General features: G+C 73.7%; 15 protein-coding genes and 1 pseudogene. 6 read left to right on the top strand and 10 right to left on the bottom strand.

The genetic code is table 11. From position 1 onward, the window contains the following. Window positions 1-26: 26 nt before the first annotated feature. The 7 genes from ACIQRW_RS01445 to ACIQRW_RS01415 form a co-directional block, all read right to left on the bottom strand. On the bottom strand, window positions 27-1,862 hold the full coding sequence (locus ACIQRW_RS01445; protein WP_403752721.1) for a hypothetical protein: 1,836 nt from the start codon (window positions 1,860-1,862) through the stop codon (window positions 27-29). Beyond that, on the bottom strand, window positions 1,859-5,839 hold the full coding sequence (locus tag ACIQRW_RS01440; protein WP_403752718.1) for a DUF5682 family protein: 3,981 nt from the start codon (window positions 5,837-5,839) through the stop codon (window positions 1,859-1,861). Before ACIQRW_RS01440 ends, ACIQRW_RS01445 begins: the two co-directional genes overlap by 4 nt. 3 nt (window positions 5,840-5,842) lie before the next feature. Continuing rightward, window positions 5,843-7,111 carry an AAA family ATPase gene (locus ACIQRW_RS01435; RefSeq protein WP_403752715.1) on the bottom strand — a complete coding sequence of 423 codons (1,269 nt, stop codon included), beginning with the start codon at window positions 7,109-7,111 and terminating at the stop codon, window positions 5,843-5,845. After that, window positions 7,108-12,351 carry a hypothetical protein gene (locus tag ACIQRW_RS01430; protein WP_403752712.1) on the bottom strand — a complete coding sequence of 1,748 codons (5,244 nt, stop codon included), beginning with the start codon at window positions 12,349-12,351 and terminating at the stop codon, window positions 7,108-7,110. The genes ACIQRW_RS01435 and ACIQRW_RS01430 overlap by 4 nt, the downstream gene beginning before the upstream one ends. Further along, entirely contained in the window at window positions 12,348-13,208 is an 861-nt protein-coding gene (locus tag ACIQRW_RS01425; RefSeq protein WP_403752709.1) for a DUF4132 domain-containing protein, read from the bottom strand. The genes ACIQRW_RS01430 and ACIQRW_RS01425 overlap by 4 nt, the downstream gene beginning before the upstream one ends. A 342-nt stretch (window positions 13,209-13,550) precedes the next feature. Further along, the gene (locus ACIQRW_RS01420) at window positions 13,551-14,486 is read right to left on the bottom strand and encodes an NADP-dependent oxidoreductase (RefSeq protein WP_403752706.1); all 936 of its coding nucleotides are present in this window, start codon (window positions 14,484-14,486) and stop codon (window positions 13,551-13,553) included. 80 nt (window positions 14,487-14,566) lie between these two features. Next, complete coding sequence (locus ACIQRW_RS01415; protein ID WP_403752703.1) at window positions 14,567-15,445, bottom strand: DODA-type extradiol aromatic ring-opening family dioxygenase; 879 nt, start codon at window positions 15,443-15,445, stop codon at window positions 14,567-14,569. A 123-nt stretch (window positions 15,446-15,568) separates the two neighbouring features. Between ACIQRW_RS01415 and ACIQRW_RS01410 the strand changes: the two genes are divergently transcribed. After that, the gene (locus ACIQRW_RS01410; RefSeq protein ID WP_403752700.1) at window positions 15,569-16,042 is read left to right on the top strand and encodes a MarR family winged helix-turn-helix transcriptional regulator; all 474 of its coding nucleotides are present in this window, start codon (window positions 15,569-15,571) and stop codon (window positions 16,040-16,042) included. 467 nt (window positions 16,043-16,509) lie between these two features. Here the strand turns inward: ACIQRW_RS01410 and ACIQRW_RS01405 are convergent, their stop codons facing one another. Together ACIQRW_RS01405 and ACIQRW_RS01400 are read right to left on the bottom strand one after the other, a co-directional pair. After that, complete coding sequence (locus ACIQRW_RS01405) at window positions 16,510-16,665, bottom strand: hypothetical protein (protein ID WP_403752697.1); 156 nt, start codon at window positions 16,663-16,665, stop codon at window positions 16,510-16,512. After that, entirely contained in the window at window positions 16,665-17,198 is a 534-nt protein-coding gene (locus ACIQRW_RS01400) for a MarR family winged helix-turn-helix transcriptional regulator (RefSeq protein WP_403753456.1), read from the bottom strand. The genes ACIQRW_RS01405 and ACIQRW_RS01400 overlap by 1 nt, the downstream gene beginning before the upstream one ends. An 82-nt stretch (window positions 17,199-17,280) precedes the next feature. Between ACIQRW_RS01400 and ACIQRW_RS01395 the strand changes: the two genes are divergently transcribed. Further along, window positions 17,281-18,921, top strand: coding sequence for a DHA2 family efflux MFS transporter permease subunit (locus ACIQRW_RS01395; protein ID WP_403752694.1), 1,641 nt, complete (start codon window positions 17,281-17,283; stop codon window positions 18,919-18,921). Window positions 18,922-19,093: 172 nt separating this feature from the next. Here the strand turns inward: ACIQRW_RS01395 and ACIQRW_RS01390 are convergent, their stop codons facing one another. Further along, window positions 19,094-19,543: a carboxymuconolactone decarboxylase family protein gene (locus tag ACIQRW_RS01390; protein WP_403752691.1), complete on the bottom strand. Its 450-nt coding sequence runs from the start codon at window positions 19,541-19,543 to the stop codon at window positions 19,094-19,096. Between the two features lie 110 nt (window positions 19,544-19,653). Here ACIQRW_RS01390 and ACIQRW_RS01385 point away from each other — a divergent pair, with 110 nt between their 5' ends. The 4 genes and pseudogenes from ACIQRW_RS01385 to ACIQRW_RS01370 form a co-directional block, all read left to right on the top strand. Beyond that, complete coding sequence (locus tag ACIQRW_RS01385; protein WP_403753454.1) at window positions 19,654-20,505, top strand: sigma-70 family RNA polymerase sigma factor; 852 nt, start codon at window positions 19,654-19,656, stop codon at window positions 20,503-20,505. Window positions 20,506-21,173: 668 nt separating this feature from the next. Continuing rightward, window positions 21,174-21,764, top strand: coding sequence for a hypothetical protein (locus tag ACIQRW_RS01380; RefSeq protein ID WP_403752688.1), 591 nt, complete (start codon window positions 21,174-21,176; stop codon window positions 21,762-21,764). A 92-nt stretch (window positions 21,765-21,856) separates the two neighbouring features. Further along, on the top strand, window positions 21,857-22,234 hold the full coding sequence (locus ACIQRW_RS01375) for a SpoIIE family protein phosphatase (RefSeq protein ID WP_403752685.1): 378 nt from the start codon (window positions 21,857-21,859) through the stop codon (window positions 22,232-22,234). Between the two features lie 137 nt (window positions 22,235-22,371). Continuing rightward, a pseudogene (locus ACIQRW_RS01370) lies at window positions 22,372-22,979 on the top strand (aromatic amino acid lyase); the annotation flags it as partial. Window positions 22,980-23,110: the final 131 nt, after the last annotated feature.

The following is a 23,110-nucleotide window of genomic DNA, read 5'->3' as shown; positions in this document are numbered from 1 at the left end:
TGCCGCCGGGAACAGCGGGACAGCACTTATGCGACGCCCTCCTGCGCCGGTTCCCAGGCCGCCGAGCACAGGGACTCGGCCACGGCGGCCGTGTAGCGGGCGGCGGCCAGCCAGTGGGAGGCGAAGCCGTCGGTGTCGGCGGGGAGCAGGCGGCCGAACAGATCGCGGTCGCGTTGGGCCGCCGATGCGCACAGGGCGGTGAGGAGTCCGGCGGCCGTGGGGAGACCCGCGCGGCGGATCCGGCGGCTCTCGGCGGTGACGTCGCCGAGCAGGCCGAGGGCCGCACGGCCCGCCGGGACCGTCTGTTCCACCCGGCGCTCCAGGAGGTACAGCGGCGAGTGCGCTCCGGAGCCTCCGGGCCGGGGCGGGGCGGGGTGCACGGGGGCGTTCGGGTCCGGGAGGTCGGCGCGGCGCAGGCGGTCGAAGCCGAGGTCGATCGTGCCCTCGCCTGAGGGATGCGAGCAGGCGAGAAGGGTGAGCCGGGGGTGGGGGGCGGGCACCAGACGGCCGATGATCCGCAGCCGCGTCCCCGGTGCCGCGGCCAGCAGCATCACGTTGTCGCGATGGGCCAGCGCGGGGTCGTCGTCGGCGACGGTGAGCCGGACGAGAACGCCTCCCTCGCACCGCGCGAGCAGGCAGGATCCGCCCGACTCCCGTACCGCACCGAGGAGTTCGACGTCCAGGAAGAGCAGGTCGCTGCCGCCGCCCTCCGGGTCCGCGTAGCGGGCGGTGGACCGCAGGGCGCGGGCGGCCTGTTCGGACGGCGGCGTCTCCCACAGGGCGGTGAGCGGCGGTTCCGTCCATGCCGCACCCCGGGCGGTTACGGCCTTGACGCCCTTCCCGGCCCCCAGTCTGCCGTCCGGCGATGCCGTCGCCCCGGAGACCGCCAGGCCGGCCCGGCCCAGCTCCCGGTGGGTGAGCGCGCTGTCCCCCAGGCGCACGGCCCGGTCGGCCACGCCCAGGGCGCGTCCGACGCCGCCGGGCGCCACGTCGCCGACCGTGAAGAGGCGGCCGTCGGATGCGGCGACCCAGGTGCGGACGCCGCCGTGCCCCGAGTCGGTGACCACGGGTTCGGTGAACAGGCCGTACAGGCGCAGCGAGCCGTCCGGGCTGTACGGGCGGCGGGCGCGGCCTCGGACGGCGGCCAGCTCTGCCCCGGACGTCGTCCCCACCCGGTGCGCGGTGCCGAGGAGTTCGGCCAGGGCCGTGACGAGGTCGGCGGTGCGGTAGGACGGGTCACCTGCGCGGGCCGCGCGCAGCAGTGTGACGACGGACAGCGCGGCGGCCGCGGCACGGGGCAGCTGCCGGAGCCGGGCGGTGTGCGCGGCGCGGAGAAGGGCCGACTGGGTGACGGCGCCGGCTCCGTCGACGCCGGCCTCCAGCACGACGGCGCCCGCCGACCACAGGGCGTCGGCGGCGGCGCGCTGGGCCGGGCTCGCCACCTCGGGCGTGGAGGTGGAGCCGGGAGCGGGGGCCGTGTCCGTCACGGAGCCGGGTGCGGGGGCCAGGTCCGCTGCCGAGCCGGGTTCGGGGGCCTCCGCGGTGGGCCGGTCGACGAGCTCCGGCGGTAGGTCCGCCGCGGGGGCGGCGCAGGCGGCGGCCGCGCGGTGGACGCATGCCGGGGCGAGGAGGCAGCCGCAGGTGATGGCGTCCGTCGTCGCCACCACGCCGCCCGGGGCGTGCAGGCACAACTCGGTCTCGTCGTCGACCTCGATCGTCACGGTGTCCCCGTCGCGGCGCTTCGGGCGGGCGCCGATCTTTGTGACCGCCGCGTCCAGCCGCTTGCGCAGCCGGGGCGAGAGGTCCTCCACGAGCGTGGCCGTGACCTCCGGTGCGACGGGTGGCAACCGGTCGTCGTTCATGCGGTCTTCTCCCCTATCCAGCGGGCCAGTTCGAGTGGGCTGAGGGCCGCCACGGGCATACCGGCGGCCACGAGCTGCCCGGCGACGCCCGTCGAGTAGCGGGGCCGGCCGGCGTCGTCGAGACTCGCGCACCCGAGGACATGACATCCGGTGGTCACCAGGGCCCGCACCTCGGCCAGCAGTCCGGCGAGGGGCGCGCCCTCCTCGAAGTCGCTGATGACGACAACGAGGGTGCGGCTGGGCACCTCGATCAGACTGCGGGCGTGCCGCAGCCCGGCTGCGATGTGCGTGCCCCCGCCCACGCTCACCTCCAGCAGGAGGGAGAGGGGGTCGTGCACATGGCCGGTGAGGTCGACGACCTCGGTGGAGAAGGCCAGGAAATGGGTGCTCAGAGTCGGCACCCCGGCGAGCACCGAGGCGGTCAGCGCGGACCAGATCGTGGACGACTCCATGGATCCGGAGACATCGGTGACCAGGATCAGGCGCCAGTCGGCCGACCGGCGGGCACGGCTGCGGAACACGGGCTTCTCCGGGATCACCTGGATCGTTCCGTCGGCCGTGCGGCGGGCGGTGGCCAGGTTGGCCCGCAGCGTGCGCGGCAGGTCCAGCCTGCCGCCCGGGCGGCGGGTGGGCCGGGCCTGCATCGTGCCGGTGAGGGCGGGGCGCAGCCGGGTGGTGAGCTGCCGGGTCAGTTCGTCGACCAGGTGGCGGACCAGGGGCCGGAGCGCCGCGAGGCGGGCTTCGGGGAGCCCGCCGGCGTACCGAAGGATCGTCCGGAGCAGTTCCACGGAGGGGGTGGCGGCCGCCGGGTCAAGTTCGGCGAGGACGTCCTGTCGTCCTGTCACGGCCGCGGCGGCGAGGACCTCCTCGCGGACGCCGGGGCCGAACAGCGCGGCCAGTTCCTCGGACCACTCACGTACGCCGGGGAACGACGGTTCCCGGCCACCGCGCGGTCCGGAGCCGCCGTGACCGGGCAGGCCGCCACGGGACCCCTCGCCGTGCCCCGCGCCGTACAGCTCGTCCAGAGCGGTCGCCAGGCGGGCGGCGCCGGACGGCAGTTGATCGGGGCGCCGGCCGAGCACGAGCCGCCAGCGGTCGGCGGGCGCGAGGGTCCGCGCGGGGGCGGCCTCGGTGGAACCCGTGGAAGGTACGGGGGCGGGTGCGGTATCGGGTGTGGGGGTGTGTTCGGCGGAGGGTGCGGGGGCGGCCCCGCCATCGGGCGCGGGCGCGGTGGCAGCCTCGGTGTCGGGTGTGGCGGTGGGGCTCGTTGCGGTGGGGCGGCCGGACGGCGGTGGGATCAGGTCGTCCCGCGCGGGTGGCGGGACGGGCAGGCCGAGGCCGGTCAGGAGCTCGCGGGCCGCGAGGTCGGCTGTCGTCCGGCGGGCCAGCTCGGCCGGGTCGTCCGCGTCGAGGCTGTCCACCCGTTCACCGAGCCGCTCCTCGACGGTGTCCAGCAGCCGGTCCCGGGCGGCCGGGCTCAGGGTGTCGAAGCCACCGCGCAGGGCCGGCAGCCGGGCCAGGAACGCGGTGTCGTCCAGCTCGACGACCCGGTGCAGCAGCGGGTCGAGGGCGCCGACGCCGACGGTCAGGAGCGGGCCCGCCACCGTCAGGACACCGGTGAGGCGGGCGGTGAGCGCGGCCCTGGAGACGCTGTCCACGGCTCCGTCCACCCAGGAGGCGACGCGCCCCCCGAAGGACTCCGCCTCTTCGTGGCCCGTGAGCACCCTGACCGCTCCGGCGGCCGCGGCGATCAACGGGGTGCCGTCGGCGGCCAGCCGGGCGAGGGCGCCGGTGAGCCGGATGCCGCCCAACCGGTCTGCGCGCTGGGCCAGTTCGAGCAGCGCCCGCGCGTCCTCGGGGTCCTCGGAACCGGTCAGACCGTCGACCTGGCGTACCGCGGCCGAGGTCAGCAGTTCGGCCGCGTGCGCGGTACGGGCGGCACGGGCGGTGGTGTCCGGGGCCGTGGAGCCGTCGGGCGCGGCCAGCCCCGGCAGATGGCCGGCGTCTACACGATCCAGCAGGTCGAGGCCGGCGAGGAGTTCGGGAAGGGTACCGCTCGCGGGGAGTACGGCGGCGAGTTCCGTCAGCCGTTCGTCGGCCAGGGCGGGGAGTCCGCACTCGGCGGCCTCCGCGAGGCCGCCGACGACCTGGGCGGCCGTCGGACCACCCTCCGCGCGCTCGGCCGCGTGCCGCTGCCGCAGCACGCCCTCGGCGGCCTGGGCCGAGGTGACACCGCGGGCCCCGGCCGCCGTGAGCATCGCGGCCGTCGCCGGGGTCCACCGCACCTGCCAGCGCGTCGTCAGCCCTTCGCCGCCCGCCGCACCGGCCACCCCCTGCTCCCGCGCGTAGGGGATGCCGCACACCGTCAGCCTGCGCAGCAGCAGTTCGCGGCGTCGGTCCAGGGTGGAGCGCGCCGGGTCCAGCCGGAGGTCGCGCGGTGTCTTCTCGTGCGCTTCCTCCGGCCCGGGAAGCGCGAGCGCCGCGGTCTCGGCCTCGACCGCGGGGCCCAGTCCGCTGCGCGGCGCGGCGGGTGCGGGCCGTCCGGTGCGGGCTCCGACCAGTACGCGTTCGAGGGCCCCGGCGACGGCGCGGCCCGTGCCGTAGGTCTCTCCGCGCCCCAGCACCGTCTGCACGGCTTCCAAAAGTTCACCGCGACCGGGGGCGGGCAGGCCCCGCAGGCGGGCCAGGTCACCGGCCACCCGGACGACCTCGCGGCCGTCCGCCGGGCCGTAGGGGTGGCCCTGTTCGCGCAGGGCGGCGCAGACGCGGACCGCGGTGCGGATCAGCGCCTCGTGCAGGGCCGCCGGGTCCCCGGCCGCGTCCAGGACGGTGTGCTGCCACTCCGGGTCCCGGATGCCGGCCGGGTAGCCGGAGCGTGAGTCGAGCAGCGGGTACGTGTACGGGACCAGGGAAACCGTGCAACCGGTCGTCCCGGCGGTGCCGTGCGGGTGGCCGTCCGCACCCGGCTCGCGCGCGGCGGCCCGATCCGGCGTTTCCGTGCCGGCCGCCGCTTCCGGAGCTGCTGGTGCGTCCGGCGTTGCGGGTGCGTCCGGCATTGCTGATGCGTCCGGCATTGCTGATGCGTCCGGCGTTGCTGATGCATTCGGCGTTGCTGATGCATTCGGTTCTACCGGCGCTTTCGGTTCTACCGGCGCTTCTGACACGTGCGGCGCGGGGCCCCCAGCGGCCGCGGCGGCCGCGGCGGCGGACGGCAGCAGCGCCGGGGTGTGGAAGGCTCCCACCACCACGGCGGGCCGCCGCCCGCTCGCCAGGGCCTCGGCGACATGTCGGCGCATGCACGCCTCGCGCACCAGGTCCGTGCCGTGCACACCACCCCGTGCCTCGGCCTCGTAGCGCAGCGCCCAGCCGGTGAGCAGGGCGGCGCGGCGGAGCGCCTCGGGTGTCGAACCGGGCGCGAGGGCCTCCACCAGCCGGTCCCACAGGTCGTCGCCCTCGCGGCCGGTGAGCCGGGACCGGAGCGCGGCGGACAGCCCGTGCCCCTCCCCCGGCACCGGTGCGGAGTCGGCGCCGGGGACCGGGGCGGGGGTGTCGGGGCCGCCCCCCGCCCAGGCCCGGTCGGCCAGCGGCAGATCGCAGGCCACGGCCGGGACCCCGTTTCTCGCCGCCCAGCGCAGGGCGACCAGCTCCGGCGAGAAGTCAGCGAACGGGTAGAAGGCCGGCCCCCGTTCGCCCGCCGGCCCGGCGCCGGGCCCGTCCGCGGGCACGGCGGCCAGCGCCACCGGCGCCTCGGTCTCCTCGTGGGCGAGCCAGCCCAGCCACGGCTGGAACTCGGCGGGAAGTTCGACGAGGAGGACGTCGGGGGCCGCCGCGTCCAGCAGCGCCGGAAGGGCGGCCGCCAGCGAGGGCGCGTGGTGGCGCACCCCGATCAGGAACGGCAGCCCCGGGCCGGTCGCCGCGAGGGCCGCCACCGCGGCTTCCGAGGTGGACGGCGTCCCGGGGATGGTCGACTCGCTCATCCGTCAGTTCTCCAGCACCGCGCGCAGGTCCCACAGGGCACGCCAGGTGGCCGACCCCTGCTCGGCGCGCCTGCGCACCGGGCCGTCCCAGTACCCCAGGAGCCGTGCCGCGTCGGCGGGGTCGTCCTTGCGGACGACGCCGAGCAGATGGCCGGGCAGGAGGGAGAGCACGTCCCGGTCGCCGGGGAAGTAGGCGGCGGCCAGGCCGAGGGAGCTCGCGACGGAGACCGCCTCCGCCGTGCTCATCACCGTGGAGGGGCGCTCCACCTCCCAGCCCTCCACGGAGCGGCCGTCGCGCAGGTCCCGGAAGGCGGTGACCAGGGCTTCGAGGACCGCGTCGTCCACCTGGTAGGCGGCGCCCACGCGTTCGACGGCTGCCCGCGACTGGTGCCGTACGAGCGCGACCTCGGCGTCCACGTCCCCGATGGGGCCCACGGTCTCGAAGTTGAAGCGCCGCTTCAGCGCGGCGGACATCTCCGAGACGCCCTTGTCCCGCAGGTTGGCGGTGGCGATGAGCGTGAACCCGGGGGCCGCGTGCACCTGGGCGCCCTCGCTTCCCGCGAGTTCGGGGACCGCGATCCGCCGCTCGGAGAGCAGCGACACGAGAGCGTCCTGCACCTCCGGCAGGCAGCGGGTGACCTCCTCGACGCGGGCGACGGCCCCCCGGGTCATGGCGGTGAGTACCGGGGAGGGCACCAGGGCCTGCTCGGTGGGGCCCTGGGCGAGCAGCAGCGCGTAGTTCCAGCCGTACTTGAGCTGGTCCTCGGTGGTGCCCGCGGTTCCCTGCACGGTGAGTGCGCTGGTCCCGCAGACGGCCGCGGACAGCAGTTCGGAGAGCATGGACTTGGCGGTGCCGGGTTCGCCCACGAGGAGGAGCCCGCGCTCCCCGGCGAGGGTGACCACGCACCGTTCGACCAGGGCGCGTTCGCCGACGAACTTCTGCTCGATCACCAGGCGGCGCGGCACCCCGGCACCGGGGGCGGCGCCCTTCGGCAGGCCCAGTGCCTCGCCCGCGCTGCCCGTCACGAAGGTGACGACGGCGCGCGGGGTGAGCAGCCAGCCGGGCGGCCGGGGGCCGGGGTCGTGGGCTGCGAGGAAGGCCAGCTCGGTGGCGTACCGGTCCTCGGGGAGCGTGATCTGACGGTGCTCCCGGCCGGGCGCCGCCGCCCGGGCGGGGAGGCCGCCCGCGGTGGTGCTGTCGGTGGTGGTGCTTTCCGTGGTGGTGCTGTCCGTGGTGGTGCTGTCCGTGGTGGTCGTGGTGTCGTTCGTCATCGACGGCGGCCCTTCCGGGGTGCGCGGGTGTCCAGTTCTTCGAAGGCGGGGGCGTCGCCGTCGCGGACCCGTGTCCAGGCGGCCGCGTACAGCGCGGGCACGGGGAGGTGGGGCAGGGCCCGGGTGGACCCGGCCACGGGGTACAGGCGTTCCTTCCAGGTCTCCAGCGGCAGTCCGGGGGCTCCGCGTTCCAGCCAGCCGCAGGGGAGGAACAGAGTGCGGCCGGCGCGGGAGCGCTTCGCCTCCACGACGAGGCCGGTGGCGGCGAGTTCCGCCCGGGCCTTCTTGATCCGTGCGGGCTTCCACTCGGTCCAGCGGACGCAGTTGCGGTCCGTGGGGTCGGGCAGGGCGAGCAGCATCAGGTAGAGGGCGGCGGTGTCCGCGCTCAGGTCGAGGGCGTCTGCCGCCTCGGCCACCAGGTCCGGCACCGCACGCGTCGGGTCCTGGGCCGGGTGGTGCGGGGAACCGTCGGGGGCGCCCGCCGAGGCCAGCAGGTCGGTCTCCTCACCCAGCAGTGCGCGCAGGGCGAGCAGATCGCCGGTGCCGTGACTGCTGACGGTGCCCTCGACGAGGCCGAACGCCGGGTCGTCGGGGCCGGCCAGGCCGGCCGGGCGAATCAGCAGCTTCTCGTTGGCGCCGTAACCGGGGGCGAGGAGCAGCGCCGCACCGGCCCGGACCAGTCCGTCGGCGTCGGCGCCGCCGGACTCGGGGAGCCCGTGGGCGGCGCGGACCGTGGCGCCGATCGGGCCTCCCGACTCGGTCCAGTGCAGACCGAGGTCCAGCACCAGGTCCGGGTCGGCGAGGCGGCCGCGCAGGGCCGCGAGCCCAACGGGCAGGTGCGCCCGCAGGGGGTGCCCGTACGGCAGCGTGTAGGCGAGGGTGCGCAGGGCGGTCAGGGCGGAGGAGACCGTACCGCGAGCGCCCGTCACGCGCGGGCCCGGGCGACCGGTGCCGTCCTGGACGGCGGTGCCGTGGGCGAGCCAGGTCCGGGAGCTCGCGTTGAGGACCAGGTCGACGGCGCCCGGGGTGGTGCCCGAGAGGTCGAGGTCCAGCTCCTCGGGGACGCGGACGAGGGTGGCCAGGCGCTCCTGCCAGACCTCGGCGGCGGCCCGGACGTCGGGGCCGGTGGACCACAGCTCGACCGGGTCCTCGGGCAGCAGCGCTCGGAGCAGGGCGTGCCGGTCGTCGCGGGGCAGGGCGTCCAGCCGTGCCCCGGCTTCCTCGAAGGCACGTGTCTTCGCACCGAGCAGCGCGAGCGCCTCGGCGCCGGGCTCCTGGACGGCCGCCGACAGCAGGGCGGCGGACTGGAGGGGTCCGATTCCGGTGGCCGTGTGGAACGCCTCGGCGGCCTCCGGGCGCCAGGGTGCCGGGCCCTGCTCCCGTACCAGGGCGGTGAGCCGGGTGAGCCGGTCGCGGGCGATGCCCCGCCGGTGAACGCGCTCGCGGTCCAGGGTGAAGCCGGGGACGGGGCCGAAGGCGCCGGTCGGGTCGTGGTCCAGGGCGAGCCAGCAGGCCGCGTCGTCCCGGGTGTTCCGGCCGCGGTCGGCGAGGACGACGACCGTGCGGGCGCCCTTGCGCAGCACCTGGCCGAGGCGGTGCACGGCCTCGGGGCGTCCCCGCCCGGGCGTCGCTCCGCCGAGCGGTTCGACGAGCTCCACCTGCCGGACCGTGCCCGCCGGGTCGGCCAGCGGGCCCGCGGCGAGGGCTTCCAGCAGCACGAGGAGCCCGGTGCGGTGCTCGGTGGAGGTGGTCTCCGAGGCGGTCCGGTAGGCCAGTTCGGGCAGCTTGTCGAGGAGGGAGAGCCAGGTGAGGGAGTCTCCGGGCACGGTGTACTCGTCCCGCTGCCAGCCGTCCACAGGGGTGAACGGGACCTTCGACGGGGTGGGCGGGCCGAACGCCGGCTCGCCGCCGAGAACATGGTTGACGGCGAGGATCTGGCGGATCACGGTCCACCGGTTCCCCCCTCCCCACCAGTTGCCGTGCATCCGCTCGGAGCCCCAGGCGGAGGCGTCCCGCAGCGTCGCGTCGTCGCCGTGCTCGGGCTCGTGGTCGAAGAACATGCCCTTGGTGCGCGCGGTGTTCCGGGGAGTGGCCGGCTCCACGGGCTCGGGTGGTTCCACATACCGGGCGGCGGAGACGGCCCGGTCCACCGCGTTCCGGACGAGCGCGGTGACGCCGGCGAGGAGCCGGGCGTCGGACACCTCGGGCAGCACCCGGGCGGCGGCCTCCTCGGTCAGCTCCCGCGAGGAGGGCCCGGTGTACTCCTCGACGGCCCGGAACGCCTCCAGGTGCCGGGCGACCGCGGCGGCGACCTCGTTGAACAGTTCCTCCGCCCGGGAGTCCGTCAGGTTCCGCAGGGCCATGGAGCCCCGCTCGTCCCTCGGGCGCAGGGCGTGCCAGTAGGAGACGGGAGGCACGTAGAGAGTGCCCGCCGCGTCGTTCCCGCCGGAGCGGCCGGGGGTGACGGACCACAGGCTGCCGCCGGTGCCGTCGGTGTCCGCCGGATACACCTCCACGGAGTTGTGGTTCAGGGCCGCGACCGGCCTCGATCCGCCGGGCAGGGCGAGGGCGCCGAGCGGCACCGGGGAGCCGCCGCCGGGCAGCGGGTGCGGCAGGGTGACCGTGTGGCCGTCGGGGGTGCCGGCGACGATGCGGTGCCCGTCGGCGGGGGCGGCCGTGCCGGTCTCGGCGACCGTGCGGCGGACCCAGCGGCCGAGGACCGTGCCGTCCGTGCCGAACGGGGTGGTCTCCAGACCGGGCTGGAGGGGCAGCACCTGGCAGTGCTCGGCGAGCAGCCGGGCGCCGTCCCGCACCCCGGAGCGGAGGAAGGCGGGGAGGGACGCGCGGCCGTGCGTGCCGCCGGCCGGGTCGTACTCCAGCCACACCCGCTGCGTGCCCTGGTGGCCCTCGCGCCAGTGGCCGGTGCCGTCGGAGATGACGGCGCGCTGGGGCGGGAGGGAGGTGTCGCCCGCGTGCAGGGCCTTGCCGCCCGTGGCGCGGCCGCCGCCGGGCAGCGGCAGGCAGACCTCGTCCGAGGGGCCGGAGCCGCCCCAGCGGGGGAGTTGCTCGCCGCCGACGGTGAACACCTCGGCGGGGCGGTGCGACCAGTAGCCCCGCTGCTTGCCGTCCTCCCACCAGATGACCAGCAACTCGCCGTCGACGTAACGCAGGGCGATCGTCCGCCAGTGGTCGACGGTGGCGGGGAGCCGCAGGGTGTGCCGCAGCAGAACGCCTTCCGGGCCGACGACGACGGCCCGTTCGAGGGTGTTGAGGATCAGCGCGGGCCAGGCGCCGGTGACGCCGACGCTCTCCTGCCGGTTGCGTTGCCGGCGCGCGGCGGCGGCGGCCTCGGCGGCGAGTTCGGCGTAGGTCTCGTCGAGCGCGGGCCAGCCCAGTTCGTCGAGGACGCCGGTGCGCAGGGTGGCAGCGAGCAGCGGTACGACGTCGTGGCTCTCGATGAGCCGTACGGCGTCCGGGGCGACGTCCGCGACCACGGAACGGAACGACGAGAGCCTGTTGAGAGCGGTGCGCAGCCTGGGAAGGCCTCGCGCGGCCGTGTACTCCTCGGCGCGGGCGGTCAGCCACTCCCGCAGGATGACGGAGAGCACCGGGTGCGCCGCGACCTTCGCCAGGCCGGCGTCGCTCAGGCGCTGGCGGTGTCCGTCGCCCAGGTCCCCGACGTTCCGGCTCAGCAGGGCACGGAAGAACGGGCGTTCGGCGACGGCGGTGAGATCCCGCGCGCCGGGCGTGGTGTCGGTGAGCCACGGGCCGATCGGGAATCCGAGAGACCGCGCGGTCCTCGCGTCCTGGTCGTCCGGCTCGGCGACGGGTATGCCGGAGGCCAGGCAGAGGTCGAGAAGGTCCAGGTCGGCGGTGCGCTGCCAGCGACCCTGGAACAGTTCGACGGGGTGCCCGTCGGCGCGCAGCCGGTCCGCCATCCGGGCGGCCAGATCGAGGGTCCCCGGGCAGCGGCCCGAGGTGACCCGGCTGCGCCCGCGGTGTGCCTCCCAGCGGGCGAGCCAGTCCGCCGGCGAGACGGACGGGGTGGAGAGGGCGGCGGAGTCGGACGTCGCGTCGCCGGAGGGGGCCGGGAGGGCGGTCAGCAGCTCAGCGGCGCCGGACTCGGCCAGCAGGGCCAGCCAGCCTGGTTCGCCGTCCGCGTCCCGGGCGCTCTCGCTGAAGGTCTCCGGGAAGAAGCCGAGGAGCCGGGCCCGCACGGCCGCGTCCCGTCGGGCGAGTTCGATGAGCGAGGAGCGGTAGGTCTCCCAGAACGAGGCGGGTGCGCGGACGACTCCCGGCGAGCCGATCAGATCGGCCACCAGCTCGCGTTCGGCGGCCTCGCGGTCCAGCCCGGCGGCCTTGACCAGCGCGCGCACGTCCTGCGGCAGCGCCGCGTACGGGGGCATGCCGGCCGCGCAGCGCTCGACCAGCAGACGGCGGAACTGCGCCCAGGCGTCCGCCGGTGCGAGCCGGGCCACCAAGTCCCGTACGTACTGCCGGAGCGCCTTGACGGTCAGCGCGCCGACGAGGGCGAACTCCAGGAAGACAGCGCGCTGCCGCTCCTCGTCCACGACCAGCCCGTGCACCCGCTCGGCCTCGCGGGCCTTGCCGAAGAAGGAGGCGGCGTAGGTGGGGTTCTCGGCCTGGAGGAAGAGGCGTGCCACCTGCTCGTAGTAGGTGGGAAGGAAGTGGGGCACGGCCCGGCCGAGCCGGGTGCCGAGCGCGTCGAAGCCCTCCTTGGCCGCTCCGGCACGGCTCTTGGCCTGCCGGCCCAGCCGCTCGATGTCCTTGACCAGGGCCAGGGCGTGGTGCCCGTTGGCCGGGTCGTTGACCAGCGCCCAGGCCGGGAAGCCCAGCGTCTCGCGGCGCACCTGACCCACGACGGGGGCCTCGGCGGTCCGGGCCAGCCCGAGGAACTCCAGGGCCAGGTCCTCCGCTTCGCCGAGTGTGCCGGGCACGAGGCGGACCACGGGGCGGTCGCCGAGGGCGGTGTGCGTGTAGGTGCGGGCGGTCAGCGCGTCGGCGTCGTCCCGGTCGGTGGTGCCGGCCGGGAGGATCGCGCCCGCGTCCAGCAGGGCTGTCGCGCGAGCCCGGGCGGCGGGGCCGGAGGCGCTCCCGCCCCGGGCCTGGCCGGGAAGGGACGCCGCGTCCGCTGCCGCCGCGTCCGCTGCCGCCGCGTCCGCTGCCGCCGCGTGCGCTGTCGTCGTGTTCGCGTCTGTGTTCGTCGTCGTGATGCTCATGCCGCCCGCTCCTCGTCCTCGACGTCGCGGCCGGCGTAGAGCGCCGCCGCCATCCGCATGCCCTCCGACCACGCCACGGGGCCGACCTCGGCTGCCGTCAGCGCGCGCCCCGCGGGGTCGGTCCAGCCCAGGGGGCCCGTCTCGGTGTCGTAGGCGTCGTATCCGTCGTGTTCGCCGATCCAGATGCGCGCCTCGGCGGTGGCGCCGTCCTCGACCACGGGGCAGACCGCGTATCCCCCGCGCGACCGGTACCCGAGCTGAGTGACGCGGCCGTGCAGGAAGCGCAGTTCCTTGAACACGCCGCCGGCGTACGTATCCACGGAGGTGGTCTCCGGGGCGAGGCCCGGCGGGCGGCGCCACACCTCGCGGAACAGCTGCTCCACGTTCTGGCGCACCCCCAGTTCGACCGCGAACTCCCGCAGCTCGTCGAGGTCGTCGAGGAGCACGGGGTGGTCCACGCTGACCACGTCCGGGGTGATGCGGACCGTGTCGCCGTCCAGGTCGACGAGGCCGAGGCCGCGCTCGGAATCGACGTCGCGCAGGAACCCGGCGACCCCGCCGTCCGCGCCGGTGACCACCACGTCCCGCAGGGCCGCCTGCCACGCCGGGTCGGGCCAGACCCTGGCGAGCACGGCTGTGGGAACGGGCAGCGAGCGCACCATCCACTGCTCGACGTCGGTCAGGCACCGGCGTTCGTGCCGCTCCATCCACTCGGTCAACTGCCGGAGACTCACGACCGCCGGATCGTCCTTCAACTTGGCCGGAACGGACTTCAGCCGCCGTCCCTGCCCGTTGCGGCAGACCACCTTGCCCGCCTCCAGAGCGACTTCGTAGTCGCCTGCCGACACCCACCCCATGCGCTGTTCTCCCCTGTTTCCGAACGGCCGCCGAACCGGTGGCACGCTGATGAGACCCGTCGACGGCAACGCACCGTGACGAGTGGGAGAGACTCTAAGCGGCCCCAGTGACAACGGGTTCGGGCCCCCTCCGCAGCGTCCTGCGGCCGGCACCCCCGGATGGAGCGCCCGCCGTGGCGCCGAGGTCCGGTCCTCCACGTCATGGGACCTGCCGGAGCGACCGTCGGCACACCGGGAGTGGAGACGCCGGCGGCCGAGGGCGCCGAGAACCTCGGCCCCCTCGGCCCGGCTGCCCGTACGGAAGCGCGAAAAGCGAGCAGCGGGCGGCCCGATCGGGTGCGATCAGGGAGCGAGCACGACGGTCTTGCCGGGCAGCAGCCCGGCGCCGGCCTCCTCATGGACGGCGGCCAGCTCGGCCACCGGGCGGTGGGCGGCGACGTGGACCCGGAGCTTGCCGGCGTCCACCTTGGCGACCAGCTCGGTCAGCTGGGCTCCGTCGCTGCGGACCCACAGGCTCGCGCTGCGCACGCCCCGGGCGAGGTCCTCGGGGATCGGACCGGCCGTGCTGGCGGATACCCCGCCGTCGGCGACGTAGCGCGTCAACCGCGCCAGCTCCTCCGGCGAGACACGAACGTGGTTCACCACGACCTGGAACGGGCCACCCACAGCTTCCGGGCCCGCGGCCAGGTCGAGGGGGCCGGTGACCCGGTCCGCGCCGTAGCCCCGAAGGCGGTCGGCGTGCCGCGGTGCGTCAACCGCCGTCACGTGGGCCCCCGCGTCGACGGCGAGCTGCACCACGAGGCTGCCCACCGCGCCCCCCGCCCCGTTGACCAGCACGGTCTGACCGGACTTCAGCTCGGCGAGCTCGAACACCGTCTGCCAGGCCGCCAGCCCGGTCAGCGGCAGCGCCGCGGCGTCGACCAGCTCGGTCGTCCGGGGCGCCGGGGCCAGAGACGCGGCCGGGACGAGGACGTACTCGGCGGCGCCGCCTGCGGAGTCGAGGGGCAGCATCGCGACGACGCGGTCGCCGACCTCCGGGCCGGTCACGTCCGAACCGAGTTCAGCGACGGTGCCCGCCAGGTCGAGCCCCGGAACGTACGGGAGCGCGATCGGGATCATCTCGGCCAGGAAGCCGGCGCGGATGTGGTCGTCGACCGGGTTGAACGACGTGGCCGCCACCCGCACCAGCACCTGGCCGGGGCCGGGGACCGGACGCTCGACGTCCTCGTAGCGCAGGACCTCGCTGCTGCCGAACTCGTGGAAACGTATGGCCTTCATGGCACTTTCCTCCAGAGGGTGTTGATACCGCCGCCCACGGATGAGGCGGTCGGGCGGGACGGTGAAGCGCTTCGGGGCGCTCAGGTCAGTTGCACCGATCGCGTCGAGTTGCCCAGCACCATGCGGTCGATGGCGCTCACGGCACTGGCCGGGTCATCGGCGGCGCCGACGGCCAGGAGCAGCGGGACGAAGTGGTCGGCCGTCGGATGGGCGACCGCGGCGCCGGGTGCCTTGGCGCGGTAGTCGGCGAGGGCGTCGATGTCGCCGCCGGCGAGGGCGTCGACGGCCCATTCGTCGAAGGCCGCGGTGTCGGCGGCCAGCTCGGGCCGGTGGAAGACGGCGAAGCTGTGCGTCATGAAGCCCGAGCCGAGCACGAGGACGCCCTCTTCGCGCAGGGGCCGTAGACGTGCTCCGAGTTCGAGCAGGGCGCCGGGGTCGAGGCTGGGCATCGACACTTGCACGACCGGGACGTCGGCCGCGGGATACATGGCCATGAGCGGGATGAAGGCGCCGTGATCGAGGCCGCGGTCGGCGAACTCGTGCACAGGCGTCCGCCCCAGCAGGCCCGTGAGTCGCCGCGCCAGGTCGGTGGCGTCCGGGGTCGCGTAGGGCAGGGTCTTGTACCGGGGGTGGAAGCCGCTGAAATCGTAGTGGAGCGGGGTACCGGCCTCGGCCCGGGACATCGCGACCGGCGCCCGTTCCCAGTGGGCCGAGATGACGACGACAGCTCGGGGTTTGGGCATCGAAGAGGCCCAGTCGAAGAGGTCCCCGAGCCACCGCGGATCGTCGAGAGTGAACGGGGCACCGTGGCTGACGAAGAGGCTGGGCAGGGGCCCGTCGGAGGGATTCCACACCCGCTGTTCACGCGCCTGTGGCAGGACCCGGGCGAGCAGGTCGTCGTATGCCGCGGCTGGAGCACGCGACGGGAAAGGCCGAGCCAGGCTGCTCGTGGCCATCATCGAAATCAACTCCTTCACTTGCCTAGGCAAACATTTTCACTTGCCGAGGCAAGTCAAAAAGTAGCCTACGAAGGGTTGCCCAGGCAAGTGATCCGAGTTGCTCGGGCAAGTATGATGGGGCGCATGGATACTCAGTCGCCCTGGCTCGACGACGACCAGCAGGACCTGTGGCAGGCGCTTCTCACCGTCGTCATCGCCCTCCCTGCGGCCCTCGACCGCCAGCTGCAGCGGGACGCGGGCATCTCCAACTTCGAGTACGGGGTCCTGGCCCAGCTGTCCATGGCCGACGAGGCCACGATGCGGCTCAGCGAACTGGCCCGGCTCTGCGACAGCACCCAGCCCCGGCTGTCGAAGGTGATGGATCGGTTCGAAGCCCGCGACTGGGTCGCCCGCCGAACCGACCCCGCCGACGGCCGATACACGCTGGCCGCCCTGACCGACGCCGGCCGGCGGAAGCTCGTCGAGAGCGCGCCGGAACACGTCGCGCAGGTGAAGCGGCTCGTGTTCGATCCGCTCAGCGCCGCTCAGCGCCGCCACCTGGAGACCGCGCTGACCCGCATCGCCGCAACCGTGCGCCGGGAACTCGAAGGAGGCTGAGCGCCGCCCACGGGCCGATGACCGCTCGGGCATCACGCATGAGGGAGATGGGCGGGTCCCCGTGCAATCCTCCGAGCGAAGCGCAGCTCGACGTTGCGCTTCTTCTCCCGGCAGCGGCCACCGCACCACCGGCGATCCCGACGTTGAGCGGCTCGACGCTTCCAAGGGCACTCGCCAGACCCGCGCCGACCGGAGCGGACAGCGCGTACAGACCTCGGCCCCACGTCAGCAGCGAGGCCACGCCCCGCACTTCGCGGCTCCCGGCACCGCGTTCATCCGTGCGGTGAAGTGGCCCTCGACGGCGTCCGCCCTCCCGCACCCAGATGGCGCCCGAAGATCCTGGCGCCGGCGTGGATGCCGAGGGTGAGCCTGCGCCGGCACCCGGGCTCGGGCCGCTCACGGACTATTCGCCCGACCGTCCTCGACGGCGGGCGGACGCGGCTGTCGGCAAGGTGACCGCACCCGCGTCACACGAAGCGCGTGGTGACGGCCGATCCGAACGCGCAGCGCGTGGTGACGGCCGATCCGAACGCGCAGCGCGTGGTGACGGCCGATCCGAACGCGCAGCGCGTGGTGACGGCCGATCCGAACGCGCGGCCGTGGAGGACGGGCCACGTGGGCATCAGGTCTTCTCCGTCCGCTCGGCGATGTACGTGTTCATGCTCGTGCTCAGGTCGGCGAGCAGGGCCTCGAAGCCGGCTAGCACGTCCGGCGGATGCCCGGCCAGCACGGCGTCCAGGCGGACGCCCAGCGGCTGGAAGAACTCGTCGGCGCGCTCCTGGACATACGCGCTGCTGCGCAGGGTGATGACCCGGCGGTCGGTGTGTTCCCGGCTGCGGATGATGTGCCCGGCCTGTTCGAGTCGGTTGAGCAGAGCGGTCGTCGCGCTCGGGGAGAGCAGGATCCGCTCGCTGAGGCGGGCCGGGGACAGCGGGGCGCCCCGCTCCTCCGCCGCGGCGACCTCCAGCAGTGCGGCGGCGTCCGTGGAGTGCAGGCCCAGCCAGTCGGCGAAGAGGCGACTCAGTTCGGTGAAGTGGCCGCCGTAGGCCCGGAGCCCCTCGATCAGCCGTTCCCGCTGTTCCGCCACACCGCTGTGCGCCGAGTCCTCCACGGCCAACGCCAACGCCACCCTTCCTCCGAGATCCGGCACCCGCATCTCCCCCACGGGCCGCGCCGCACCTGCGGCCTTTTGACAACCTACCGCCCTGAATCTACTTTCTTTATGGAACTATTCCACGATGGAAGGACTTCTTGTGCGTGAACCGACCGCCACCCGTCGGTGGCTCGGCCTGATCGCGATCGCGCTGGGGGTGGCACTGATCGTGGTGGACACCACGATCGTGAACGTGATCGTCCCCTCGGTCATCGAGGACCTGGACGCCACCTCGGCCCAGACACAGTGGATCCAGGAGTCGTACGCGATCGTCTTCGCCGCGCTTCTCCTGCTCACCGGCCGGCTGGCCGACATCTTCGGCGCCCGCCGGATCTTCCTCGGGGGTGTCGTCGTCTTCGGTGCGACCAGCGTGCTGGCCGGGCTCGCGCCTAACAGCGGGCTGCTGATCGTGGCGCGGTTCCTCCAGGGCGCCGGAGCGGCGATGCTGCTGCCGACCTCTCTGTCCCTGCTGAAGGCGACGTTCACCGGCAAGGCACGCGGCCAGGCGTTCGCCGTGTGGGGCTCGACCATCGGCGCTGCCGCCGCGCTCGGCCCGCTGCTGGGCGGCTGGCTCGCCGAGCACGCCTCCTGGCGCTGGGCCTTCGGTATCAACGTGCCGCTGTCCGTGCTCGTCGGGGCCGGAGTACTCCTGTACATGGCCCCCTCGCCCCGGACTCGGGGCCGTATCGACGTGCCGGGCGCGCTGCTCTCCGTCGCCGGTCTCGGGCTGCTCGCGTTCGGCCTTGTCGAGGGACGTACGTACGGTTGGATCGTCGGTGTGCACCCGCTGGAGGTCCTCGGCCTCACCTGGTCCGGCGGCCCCTCGCCCGTCCTGGTGGCCCTGGTCCTGTCGGCCGCCGCCCTGTTCGCTTTCGTGCGGAGGCAGACCGCCCTGAGCCGCAAGGGTGACGCGGACCGGGTCCTGATGGATGTGAGCCTGTTCTCCGTCGCGTCGTTCCGGAGCGGCAACATCGCCACGCTGATCATCGGAATCGGCGAGTTCGGTGTCGTCGCGATCCTGCCGCTGTGGCTGCAGTTCACTCTTGGCTACAGCGCCCTGCAGGCCGGTCTGGCCCTCGTTCCCGTCGCCATCGGCTCCTTCGTCGCCAGCGGCGCGAGCTTCGGCATGGCCGCCAAGGTCGCCCCGCTGGGCCAGCTGCGCGTCGGTCTCGCACTGGAGGTCATCGGGCTCGCCGGGATCGGGCTGATCGCCGCCCCGGACAGCTCCTGGTGGTCCGTCTCCCTGGTGCTCTTCCTCTACGGAATCGGCGTCGGCTTCGCGACCGCCCAGGTCACCAACGTCGTCCTCAACGACATCCCCGAAGCCAGCTCCGGACAGGCATCCGGGATTCAGAGCGCCTTCCGGCAGCTCGGCTCCGCGCTCGGCATCGCCGCCCTGACCACGGTGTTCTTCACCACGCTGAGCACCCGGTTGAACGACCGGCTCACGGAGAGCGGCCTACCCGCCGGCGAGGCGGGCCAGCTCACCGGGGCCGTCACCGACAGCGCGGGAGCCGCGATCGGCCCGCTGGCCGCGAACCCGCAGACGGTCTCCGTCGCGGACGCGGCCCGCGCCGCGATGACGGACGGCGTGGTTCTCGGCGGTTACGTCGCCGCCGGATTCGTCCTCCTCGGGCTCATCGCGTCCTTCCTCATCCCCGCTTCCCCCGCGGCCGGTGCGGTGGAATCCGACCCGGCGGCGGTCCCGGAAGCCGTGACTCGCTGACGGTCCGGCCGTCGTCCTTTCCGACCTCACGCGGATGCGTGAGGCCGGAAAGGACGTCCGAGCCGGAACAGCGCCTTGGCCTCCCGCACCGGAACTTCTCCACGGAACAACTGTTCTCAGCACATCGACCGAGGCCGCGGCACCGGGCCGGTCTTCGAGGTGACCGCCCGGCTCACCAGGTCTTGCCGGCCTGCTCCCGGACCGTCCGGTTGAGGCGGTTGAAGAAGTTGGTCAGCGCGATCTCCAGCGTGATCGCGCCCAGCTGCTCCTCGCTGAAGTACTCGGCGGCGGCGTCCCAGATCTCGTCGGTCACGCCCGGTGCGCCGTCCTGAAGCCGGGTGGCGGCCTCGGTCAGGGCGAGGGCAGCCCGCTCCTCCTCGCTGAAGAAGGGCGTGTCACGCCACGCGACCACGTTGTGCAGCCGCTCCTCCGTCTCACCGGCCTGCTTCGCCGACCGGGTCGTGGCGAACACACAGGGGCTGCATCCGTTGATCTGACTGGCTCGTAGGTGGACCAGCCCCAGCAGCCGCTGGTCGACGCCCCCGGCGTGAACCGCCTTGTAGAGGTGCTGGATCGCCGTGGTCACGTCGGGATCGGCCGGGCTTGTCATACGTGCTTCCATCGGTCCTGCTCCTTCATCGGTTACCTGCGCCCCTCCGGGCCCGTCATCACCCATGACGGAGCAGAACCGAGGAAGGTAACAACGTGGACGAGACCAACCCGACGGGCACGATGGCCGAGACGTTCGAGGCCCAGCGCGACCGGCTGCTGGCGGTCGCCCACCGCATGCTCGGATCGCACGCCGACGCCGAGGACGTGGTCCAGGAGGCCTGGTTGCGGCTCTCCCGCCAGGACTCGGCGACCATCCACAACCTCGGGGGCTGGCTGACCACGGTGGTCGGCCGGATCAGCCTCGATGTCCTGCGGTCGCGCCGGACCCGCCCGGAGGCGTCCTACGACGACCGCCTGTCCGAGCTCGTGGTGACGCTCGACGACCGTCCCGCTCCCGAGGACGACGCGGTGCTCGCCGACTCGGTAGGGCTCGCGCTCCTCGTCGTACTGGAGTCGCTCGGGCCGAGCGAGCGGCTGGCGTTCGTACTGCACGACCTGTTCGCAGTGCCGTTCGACGAGATCGGTCACATCCTCTGCAAGTCCACCGCCGCCGCCAAGATGCTCGCCAGCCGCGCCCGCAGGAAGGTGCGGACGGCGGAGCGTCCGACCGGCGTCGGGCAGGAGCAGCGAGATGTCGTCCAGGCCTTCCTGGCGGCGGCGCGTCGCGGCGACTTCGAGGAGTTGCTGCGGGTTCTCGACCCCGAGGTGAAACTGACCGTCGACACCCCGTCCGGCGTCGTCGTCGCCCTCGGCGCCACCAAGGTCGCAGCCAGCGCGCATCTGTCCTCCGGCGCGGCCGCACAGGGGCGCGCGGTGCTCGTCGGCGGCCTCCCGGGAGTCGTCTCCTGGCGCGAGGACGGCACCCCGCTCTCGCTCCTCGCGTTCACCGTCGTCGACGGCCGGATCACCGACATCACGGTCATGGCGGACCCGGCGAGGCTCGCACTGATGGACCTGCCCGATCCGGCGTGAGTCCCTGCCGGGGCGGCGCGCCCGCCCCGCTCCGGCGTGCTGCGCGCACCGTGCTCGCCGCCGGCCTCTCCAGAAATGATCAAAGGCCGGTTTCGGATTGCTCCGAAACCGGCCCTGATCTGCGACTGTCTCCAGTCGGGACGACAGGATTTGAACCTGCGACCCCTTGACCCCCAGGAGTGAGGGTCGAGGATATTTTCTGGACATAGCAGACTTAATCCGGGCACAAGCTGTGCATGGAAGCATGCATCGTGCACCACCGCGCGTACCGTGTGGTCCCCAACTGGTCCCCAGGATCGCTGTCATGGCGGTGAGGATCGATCTGGCGTCTCTGGTCACCGCAGGGTGAGGGCAGATTGGCCGGCGGACTGTCAGTGCCCGCGCATAGCCTGCCGGCATGTCCTCGACTCGCGATGAGCTTCGCTATGTCATGCTCGGTTCCCTCTTTACACCTGAGGTTCCCCTGGGGTTGACCCGGGGCATCCTCATCACCTGCCACGTCTCGGCGACAGGCAAGGGCAAGCTCCACGGAATCCCCGAGTGCCGCACGCTGCGGTCAGCCGCCTCCGTGAACCAGATCGACGTTCGGCGAAGCCGTGGCGCGGCTCTGCCCCAGCTGTCGGTGGCCTCTGCCCACAGACAGCCTCATCCTGCCGCTCGGCGCCGCCGTGAGCGAAGTGGATTCTCTCGCCATCTGGCTCGACCGTGAGTCCAAGGACGAGGAGGACCTCGAGGCCGAGCGTGACGCCGCCACCGCCCTCACCGCCGGCGAGTACCCGCCCCCCGCCACCGAATCCGGCGACGAGGAGGAGAAAGACGACGACGAGGCCGGGCACGGCGAGGAATGGGAGCGATACGACCGCGCCCGCAACTTCCGCTCCCGACATCACGAGCACTGGCGTCGGCTGCACTCCTACCGGACACGGAGCAACGAGGCCGTGTCCGAGTACCCCTTCTTCGCCCCCTGGGCCGACGGTCTGCAGAGTCGCCTCGCCACGGTCCTCGATGAGGAGCGTCGGGCCTTCGCGGCCCTCGTGCAGCCGATCCGCCTGCTGGAGGCGGCTGTCGTGCGTATCCCGCCCGAGGCGAAAGTCTCCGCAGACCCCGGCCTCGCCGGGTTGGGAGCGGAGGCAGGAGAAGACCTTCCGGCGAGCATGGTACGAGTGGAGTCGGCGAGCCATCTGATCCTGGCGCCGCCTGGAAGATCAGGACTTCTCGGTCTACACCGTCGTCAGCGACGCCTTCGGACGTCGCCGTAAGGGGAAGCCCGAGGCCCACGCCCCTTTCCGCCTACTCACTGCCGACTGGATCCGTCAGGCACGAGAAGAAGCCGGCCGCCCGTCAGTACGATATGGCAGCTGGTGGCGGTGAAGGCCCCCGCCCTCATCCGCCGGGCCGACGGAAGCGTGCACCAGGCCCCCCCCGGAACCCTCCTCGGGGTCGTGGAACACGTCAGGCTCGTCGATGTCCGCTTCCGGCTGGCCTCGGCGATCTGCTGCTGCTCTACATCGACGGCGCCTGCGAGGCACGTCCCCGCCCCAGCACACCGCCCGGCGAGCTGCAGCAGGTGTTCGGCGACGCCGAGCTCGCCGCCGCGCAGTCCGGCAGGCGCGGACTGGACGCGGAAGCGACCGTGAAAGACATCGGCGCGGCCCTGGCCGACCACCACGACTGCTGGGCCAGCGACGACACCGCCTTGCTCGCCTTGCGCGTACCTCCGCCCTCCTGACCCCGGGGCTCCGGGCGGGCCACCAGCACCATCACGTGTGGCGCCGCGATCCAGTGGCACTCAGAAGCGCGGGCCGCTGGAAAGGGTGATCGTGGAAGCGCATCCCCGGTCCCCGACTTCTCCAGGAGCGGTGGGCTCCCGGCGGCCGACGGCCGGTCCCACAGATCCACGGGCCCGCGCACGACGCGGCGAACGCGCTCGAAGAGGTCCTCGCGGTCGAGATCAACACGGCCGCCGAGAACCCGCTGATCTCGGCCAACGACATGGCGGCCTACCACCACAGCTGCTCCTACCTCGCCCAACTCTCCTTGTATTTAGACCACTTCAAGCTGCGGTGACCCAGGTAGCCCGGCTGCCGGTCTCCCGCCTCTCGACGCTGAACAACCCGGGCTTCACCCGCCTGCGGCCCTTCTCCGCGCCCGCCTCCCTCGGCCACGCGGTGCTCTCCCGGGGCGTGGAGGAGCAGGCCAGCTTCGCGTCCCTGGGGGCGCGGCAGACCTTGCGGGCGTGTAAGGCGTACCGGCTCGTCGTGGGCTGCGAACTCGTCGCCGCCGACGAGGCGTTGCACCATCGCGACCTGCGGCTCGACCCCGGTCTGCCGGTCGGCCGCGCCTTCCAGCTGGCGGACGCGGACCTGGCCGTCCGGCCGCTGACGGACGACCTGACGGCGGCGGGCCTGCTCGACCGGTTCATCGAGCTGTGGGTGGACCTCGGGACGGGGGCGGGAACGCCGGCGAGGCCGTAGTTCACGATCCCGCCGGTGATCCCGTTGGCGGATTTTCGGCCTCGGAAAGAGAAGGGGAGAGCGAGACAGACAGTGACATGGACTTTCCACCCAACTCCCCTGCTGGAGGCAGAAAGCCTGACCGCTCTTTC

Origin of the sequence: Streptomyces sp. NPDC091287, assembly GCF_044768525.1 — a bacterium.
Classification (GTDB): Bacteria; Actinomycetota; Actinomycetes; order Streptomycetales; family Streptomycetaceae; genus Streptomyces.
This window is presented reverse-complemented; position numbering and strand designations above follow the sequence as displayed.

Bases quoted from the DNA above. Each gene is read 5' to 3' on its own strand.
- ACIQRW_RS01445 (WP_403752721.1), bottom strand. From the start codon at position 1,862: ATGAACGACGACCGGTTGCCACCCGTCGCACCGGAGGTCACGGCCACG.
- ACIQRW_RS01440 (WP_403752718.1), bottom strand. From the start codon at position 5,839: ATGAGCGAGTCGACCATCCCCGGGACGCCGTCCACCTCGGAAGCCGCG.
- ACIQRW_RS01435 (WP_403752715.1), bottom strand. From the start codon at position 7,111: ATGACGAACGACACCACGACCACCACGGACAGCACCACCACGGACAGC.
- ACIQRW_RS01430 (WP_403752712.1), bottom strand. From the start codon at position 12,351: ATGAGCATCACGACGACGAACACAGACGCGAACACGACGACAGCGCAC.
- ACIQRW_RS01425 (WP_403752709.1), bottom strand. From the start codon at position 13,208: ATGGGGTGGGTGTCGGCAGGCGACTACGAAGTCGCTCTGGAGGCGGGC.
- ACIQRW_RS01420 (WP_403752706.1), bottom strand. From the start codon at position 14,486: ATGAAGGCCATACGTTTCCACGAGTTCGGCAGCAGCGAGGTCCTGCGC.
- ACIQRW_RS01415 (WP_403752703.1), bottom strand. From the start codon at position 15,445: ATGATGGCCACGAGCAGCCTGGCTCGGCCTTTCCCGTCGCGTGCTCCA.
- ACIQRW_RS01410 (WP_403752700.1), top strand. From the start codon at position 15,569: ATGGATACTCAGTCGCCCTGGCTCGACGACGACCAGCAGGACCTGTGG.
- ACIQRW_RS01405 (WP_403752697.1), bottom strand. From the start codon at position 16,665: ATGCCCACGTGGCCCGTCCTCCACGGCCGCGCGTTCGGATCGGCCGTC.
- ACIQRW_RS01400 (WP_403753456.1), bottom strand. From the start codon at position 17,198: ATGCGGGTGCCGGATCTCGGAGGAAGGGTGGCGTTGGCGTTGGCCGTG.
- ACIQRW_RS01395 (WP_403752694.1), top strand. From the start codon at position 17,281: ATGGAAGGACTTCTTGTGCGTGAACCGACCGCCACCCGTCGGTGGCTC.
- ACIQRW_RS01390 (WP_403752691.1), bottom strand. From the start codon at position 19,543: ATGGAAGCACGTATGACAAGCCCGGCCGATCCCGACGTGACCACGGCG.
- ACIQRW_RS01385 (WP_403753454.1), top strand. From the start codon at position 19,654: ATGGCCGAGACGTTCGAGGCCCAGCGCGACCGGCTGCTGGCGGTCGCC.
- ACIQRW_RS01375 (WP_403752685.1), top strand. From the start codon at position 21,857: ATGGCAGCTGGTGGCGGTGAAGGCCCCCGCCCTCATCCGCCGGGCCGA.